The sequence below is a fragment of the Bacillus sp. ISL-55 genome (genome assembly GCF_018613155.1).
Lineage (GTDB): Bacteria > Bacillota > Bacilli > Bacillales > Cytobacillaceae > Mesobacillus.
Window position 1 is genome coordinate 30,772 of sequence record NZ_JAGGQU010000045.1, and the last position, 6,898, is coordinate 37,669.

A 6,898-nucleotide genomic window follows, 5' to 3' on the forward strand; every position below is an offset into this window, starting at 1 on the left:
CGTTCCACTGATTTTTAGAAGAATCCTAAATGGAAGGGCGCGCACATCTCGTTGTGCGGCCTTTTATTTAGGTTCTTTTTGTACCTTTTGCCGCTTTCGGCCGAAATTCTTTTGGCGCTTGACTTAAAGCTTATATTTTACAGATCTAAGGGGTTCGGATATGAAACAAATTGAATTAATCCATCAGCAGGCAGTGGAGATCACGAAAAGTAAAATAATGGATGATATCGATAATTTCCTTGGTGAACTGGAAACCCTCCCAGAATTCAAGGAGTATTTAGAAAAAAGAAGCACATATATCAGCCAGATCTGGTTGAATGTGTGGCTGACCAAGTCTACGAATGATTTTTCAAAACGTGATAAAAAGGCTTTTTTGAGTGAGCGGGGATATGTCGTCGAAGGTGTTGACCGGAAGTTAATCAATAAGCTTTTCAGGAATGAAATGAGAGACTATCAACCCTTCAATACAAGGGAATGGGTCAAGTCTGCAATCGATGAACTCAACTGGGAGGAACATTATAATCGTGCGAGAAAGAGGTTCCTCAAAAAAGCTGAGGAAGACCGTCTGCTTGAGAAGAAGGCTGGCATAAAGGAAAGGATTTACCAGGTTGCACACTCGGTTTTGAGTGAATTCCAGGAGTCGGCGTATCTAAAAATCCGGCATGAGATGGCAAAGGAATTAAAGACAATCTTAAATGAAAATCAGAAATACAAGGATATCGACACATTCATGCTGGAAGAAAGATTGACCGTTATTGGCTCTTTCAACCCTGATGATTACAGGACGATGGCTGACTTTTTTGATGAATTGACGGGACAGATCCATCAAACAGCTAGCTGGGGCAGGTTTTATTTTGAATATGAGACCTATCAGTATCATTTTGAAAACAGTGTTTTAAAGTATTTTACAATGATAGCGGCTGAGGAGGTAATGAAACATCTTGACCAGCAAATCGTTAGCGAATATGAGGAAGTTTTTGCAGACAAGCTTTCGGTCGCTGAGACAAAAAGAATCATTAACGACTTGGCTGATGTTTATTTAGATGGTTTTCTTTTCAAGCTTCAGGAAGAGTATGTAACAGACCTGTTGTCTCTTGCTGAATTAGAATTTGAAGAACGTGCGCATCTTGCGATCTATGAAAGAGACCTTGCTGAGAGGGAACGCAGAAAGGCAGAGGAGCTGGCCGAGCTTGAACGGAAAAGGGAAGAAGAAGCTCGCATGCTTGAAGACATATTCGGCAGGGAATACAATCCTTCACTGAGAAGAAATGTTAGATATATTCTGCACATAGGTGAAACAAATACAGGGAAAACCCACCACGCTCTGGAAAGAATGAAGGATGCAAGAACTGGTTTGTATCTTGCTCCGCTTCGTCTGCTGGCTCTTGAGGTTTATGAAAAGCTAAATGCAGAGGGCGTTCCTTGCTCGCTTAAAACAGGTGAGGAAGAAAAGCCTGTGGAAGGCGCAAACCATATATCCTGCACAGTAGAAATGTTCCATGAAAAGGAATTTTATGAGGTAGTCGTAATAGATGAATCACAGATGATTGCTGATAAGGATAGAGGATTTTCCTGGTTTAAAGCCATTACAAAAGCAAATGCAGAGGAAGTCCACATCATCGGGAGCAAGAATATCAAGGAAATGATGTTGGGCCTGCTGGATGATGGGGTGGCGGAAATATATGAATACACTCGGGATATTCCTCTCCAGGTCGAGAATAAAGAGTTCAGCCTGAAGGATACCAAGAAAGGCGATGCACTTGTTTGCTTCTCACGAAAACAGGTGCTTGAGAAAGCATCGAAACTTCAGAACAACGGCCGCCAGGTAAGCATGATTTATGGAAGCATGCCGCCCGAAACCAGGAAAAAGCAAATCGACCGATTCATCAATGGAGAAACAAATGTGGTAGTGGCGACCGATGCTATTGGCATGGGTCTGAATTTGCCAATCAGAAGAATCGTCTTTTTGGAAAATGAAAAATTCGATGGTACGAGGAGAAGAAGGCTTACTTCCCAGGAGATCAAGCAAATAGCGGGACGTGCTGGCAGGAAAGGGATTTATAATGTCGGCCGGGTAGCGTTCACCTCTGATATTAGCCTGATGACAAAGCTTCTTGAGAAAGAGGACAATCCAGTAGAGACGTTTTCCATTGCTCCAACATCTGGTATTTTTGAAAGGTTCCAAAAATACCACCGCTCACTAGCTGTATTCTTTGAATTATGGGATAAGTTCGAGAGCCCTAAAGGGACGAACAAAGCTCCGCTGTCAGAAGAAAGAGAGCTTTATGAGTACATCAGGGATTCTGAAATTGAAGCGAGACTGCCAATGATGGAGCTGTATGGATTTCTTCACCTGCCTTTTTCATCAAAAGAACCTGCCCTTATTGAACAATGGCTTGAAACAATCAGAGCAATTGTCGCTGATGCAGAACTTCCAGAGCCGCCGGTCAAAACTGCATCATTGGAGGAATTGGAGCTTTCCTATAAAGCAATCGGCCTTCATTTGTTGTTTTTATATAAGCTTGGAAGAAAAACTGAGGCTGTTTACTGGGAAAGGGTTCGTACAGGCTTAAGCGACGATGTTCACGAATTTTTAAAGTCAGAAGTGAAAAATTATAAGAAGAAGTGCAGGCATTGCGGAAAAGGGATTCATGTTGATTCGCCCTACCAGATTTGTGATTCCTGCTTTTCAGCGAGAAATAGAAAAAGGATGGACAATAGAGATCGCTGGAAGTAATCAGCTGTAAGCGGGGCTTTCATTTGGAAGCCCTGATTCTTTTAGTATGGCTCTTTTCTCAAAATTTGTTGCTATTTGACTACCAAATAGGATTTTATGACCAGTTTTCTTGGTAAAGTTGACTCTTTTATGAGTAAAGGGCATGCAAACTTTATTCAGAACTGCAAAATGGACTTATATTACGTTAAAATCGGCTGTAGGATTTTAACAATTATCTTTACGAAAACAGTCTTTAGTATATAACCGCTCAATCGCCATATGATTATAGAAGGAAAAAATAAAAAGGTGTGATCAGATGGCTGTCCACGTAGTCAGGTCAGGAGATAACCTTTGGGCAATCGCCAGAACATATGGTGTATCGATCCAAAGTATTGTCGATGTCAACGGACTTCCTTCCACTAGCTTAATCATTCCTGGGCTGGCACTCTATATTCCAGATCAAGAGCCAATTACTCGCTATTATCAAGTCAAGGCTGGCGATACATTATGGAGGCTTGCTTTACAGTTCAGGACGAGTGTCAGCAGCATTGTCAATGCAAATCCGGGACTGGACCCCAACAGATTATATATTGGCCAGAACATTAATATTCCTTCACCTGTTAAGCCGCGGTTTTCTACACTTGGATTCATCGTACCTGGCGCCTCTCAAACCTTCCTTGCAGATTTGGAAAAAATGGCACCTCATCTAACTTTCATTGCAGTTGCGGCATTTTCCTTCACACAGGAAGGGTATGCTTATGTGATAGGCGATGATGGCCCAATTGTCAGCAGAAGCCAAGAATTGAATATCGTCCCCTTATTATTAATCCAAAACACCACTGCATCTGGATTCAGCAAAGAACTGGCAGGAAATGTACTGGCTTCTCCGGCTTACCGAAGGAACCTTGTTGCCAGTCTCGTGAATTTAGCAAATCAAAGAGGCTATAGTGGCATAAGTGTCGACCTGGAATTTATTCCGCCGCCGCAGAGGGAAGATTTCAATACTTTCCTCCGTGAACTGAAGGCAGCGATGGAAAATCTAATTTTACATGTAAATGTCCATGCAAAGACAGAAGATATCCCGACAAATCCAATAATCGGAGCGTATGATTATAAAACGATAGGGGAGATTGCTGACATTGTTGCGGTTATGACTATTGATTACGGATACCCGGGAGGTCCGCCTGATCCTGTTTCTCCTTTATGGTGGATAGCACTGGTTGTAAGGTATTCATTAACATTGATTCCAAGTGAAAAATTGCAAATCGGTCTTCCGCTTTACGGGCATGACAAAGTCGTTTCGACCAATCAATTTCGAGCACTCTCCGTGCTGGACGCACAAAATCTCGCTATTTCCACTGGTGCCATCATCCAGTATGATACCGCAGCCAGGTCACCGTGGTTCAGGTATTGGAAAGGTACCGAAGAGCATATCGTCTGGTTTGAGGACATCCGAAGCTATATTGAAAAGTACAGATTGATTGATTTATATCAGCTATATGGCGCAACCTATTGGCAGCTTAGTTTGAAAGCTCCGCAAAATTGGGCTTACCTTGATAAAGTGGATGTTATCAAACTGTGAACTTACCTTAAGTTTACCCAATTGTAGTATTTATTCTGAAAAGTGAATGTTATCCAGTAAGCATCTGTTTTCCAATAGAAACAGGTGCTTTTTTTATTTAATAAGGTGATTGCTCGCTTTTTTGGGGTATTAATAAGTAAATTGACTGATATAAGAGGAGGATCATAGATGAATAATTTTCTAAGGAGCGGCTTCCTGCTTGGACTGGGAGCAGCTGTTGCCGGTAAGGAAAAAGTTGATGAAACCATCATGAAGCTGGTTGAGAAAGGGAATATGACCCAGGCTGAAGCAGACACCATCTTTGACGACTTTTTCAAAAAGGGTGAATCGAAGAGCGGGGATTGGATTAAGGAATTCAAGGAGATGGCGAGAAGCCAGCTGACTGAGCTTGGTTTTGTCACAAGGGAAGAATTAGACACTGTGCAGGCACAGCTTGTTTTATTGCGGGAGGAAATTTCACAACTTCGAAACAGCGGATTAAATAAAGAAATTGACCAGGTTGAAAACAGGATGGAGAATATTCCGCCTGGATTTTCAAAAGATATTGATTAGCAGCGGGTGATGGAATGTTGAGTGACCGATTGAGACGTTTAAATAGATACAGAGAAATAGCTTCATCATTTGTAAAGTATGGATTTGGCTATGTACTGGATGAGGTGGGGCTGTTCCATGTCCTGTCATTGAAAGACCGGATTGCAGCAGACGTGAAAAATGGAAATACAAAGGAAGCTGGTTACCGTATAAGGTGCATGCTGGAGGAATTAGGGCCCGCTTTCATAAAGCTTGGCCAACTCCTCAGCATCAGGAGCGATATGCTTCCTGAAGAGATTGTTAAAGAACTGGAACTGCTTCAGGATCAAGTTCCCCCAGTGCCTGTTGATGAAATAAAAGAAAAGCTTCACCACGAGTTTGGCAGGCCTGTTGAGGAAGTCTTCACCTATTTTAATGAGGATTATACGGCAGCAGCGTCGATTGGACAAGTCCATGAAGCAGTCCTGTCAACTGGGGAATCTATCATGGTGAAGGTCCAGCGACCGGGTATTAAGCATACAGTCCATACAGACCTTGAAATTTTAAGGGATATTGCGAGATTGATTGAGCAGCGATATGACTGGGCACAATATTACAATATCACTGATATGGTCGAAGAGCTGTCTGAATCAATCCGCAGGGAACTGGATTACACAGAGGAAGCCCTGAATACGGATATGGTCCAAATGCAGTTTGAAGATTGCGAATCGATAAAGGTGCCGGTTATCTTTCCTGAATACTCAACTCCACAGATTCTCACCATGGAAAAGGTTGAAGGTATCAAGCTCAACGAACTGAATACTATTGTTATTGATTATAAGGAAAAGAGAAGGATTGCTGATTTATTGGTAAGTGCATTCATAACCCAAATTTTAAAAGAAGGTTTTTTTCACGGTGATCCGCATCCTGGTAATATCCTTTATAATCCAGAAACTCAACAGCTGATTTTCATAGACTTTGGACAGGTAGGCCGTCTGTCAGCAAGCTTGAGATATGACTCTGCATCAATGATGATGGGAATCATGCAGGAAGACACCCACCAGATTGTCAAGTCTATCTTCAGGATGGCCTATGTTCCTTCTGATATTGATGAACAGCATTTTTTTGACCGAGTAGATGGAATCAGAAAAACGGTTAAAAGGTCGTCAAAAGAAGGACTAAATCTAGGCTTGACGGTCAAGGAGTTGTTTGCTGCGGCACAGGAACATCGAATCATCCTGCCTAAGGAAATGACAATGATGGGGAAAGCGTTGATCACGATTGAAGGAATCATCTCTGAAATAGACCCAGGCCTGGATATGATCGAGTTAGCCAAGCCTTATGGTGAACAGATTATGAGGGAGAGGTACGATCCGATTAAAATGGGCAAAAGGCTTTGGAATAAAGCCGAGGACTTATCAGATACGTTCAACAATATTCCGAATCAGGTTGAAAATGTTTTGGATCAAGCTTCCAAAGGCGATTTGAAATTTGAAATCAGCTTATCGGAAATCAATCGGATTCTTCATAAATTCGACCGGATCAGCAACCAGGTTTCCTTCAGTTTGACACTGCTTGCCTTCAGTATTGTTGTTCTCGGTCTGATTGTGGGAGCTACATTTGGCAATAATACTATACTGACAAGCGTACCGGCAATTGAATTAGGGTTTATCATTGCATTCGGAATGTTTTTATGGATAATTTATTCTATATTGAAATCGGGGCGCTTTTAATTCGTAAAACAGGCAATGTTCACCATTGCCCTTTTTCTTTGTTAAGGAAAGTATAAAATTTATTTAGGTGTGGATAACTGTATGAGGTTTTCTTAATCCAGCTCCAGCGCCTAGCCCCTCGAGTCGCTTGTCTAGTGTCGCCTCCTAGAAACTCCGAAACTTCAACTCCGCCGGCAGAAGCAAAAAGCGCTTCTTTGTCGAAGTCTCCAGTTTCTGCGTTTCTGGACAGTCGGCTATACATTTCTATTTCGGTCCGCCCAATGAAGTCAAAGAACGACTTCACTGGTCGGCCCTCTGAGGCACAGGACGTGCAGACCCGTCAGCCACAGGATGTGGCGTTATAGGCGGGCAGCGCTT

Annotated in this window: 5 protein-coding genes; 4 read left to right on the top strand and 1 reads right to left on the bottom strand. The window is 42.3% G+C overall.

From position 1 onward, the window contains the following. Positions 1-160: 160 nt before the first annotated feature. The 4 genes from J7E32_RS19845 (at position 161) to J7E32_RS19860 (ending at position 6,541) form a co-directional block, all read left to right on the top strand. A complete protein-coding gene (locus tag J7E32_RS19845) occupies positions 161-2,737 on the top strand; it encodes a DEAD/DEAH box helicase (RefSeq protein WP_214911012.1) in 2,577 nt (858 codons plus the stop codon). Between the two features lie 295 nt (positions 2,738-3,032). Beyond that, positions 3,033-4,298, top strand: coding sequence for a LysM peptidoglycan-binding domain-containing protein (locus J7E32_RS19850; RefSeq protein ID WP_214911014.1), 1,266 nt, complete (start codon positions 3,033-3,035; stop codon positions 4,296-4,298). Between the two features lie 168 nt (positions 4,299-4,466). Beyond that, positions 4,467-4,850: a phasin family protein gene (locus J7E32_RS19855; RefSeq protein WP_214911016.1), complete on the top strand. Its 384-nt coding sequence runs from the start codon at positions 4,467-4,469 to the stop codon at positions 4,848-4,850. A gap of 29 nt (positions 4,851-4,879) precedes the next feature. Then, on the top strand, positions 4,880-6,541 hold the full coding sequence (locus J7E32_RS19860; protein ID WP_214911018.1) for an ABC1 kinase family protein: 1,662 nt from the start codon (positions 4,880-4,882) through the stop codon (positions 6,539-6,541). Positions 6,542-6,560: 19 nt separating this feature from the next. Here the strand turns inward: J7E32_RS19860 and J7E32_RS19865 are convergent, their stop codons facing one another. After that, on the bottom strand, positions 6,561-6,824 hold the full coding sequence (locus J7E32_RS19865) for a hypothetical protein (RefSeq protein WP_214911020.1): 264 nt from the start codon (positions 6,822-6,824) through the stop codon (positions 6,561-6,563). Positions 6,825-6,898: the final 74 nt, after the last annotated feature.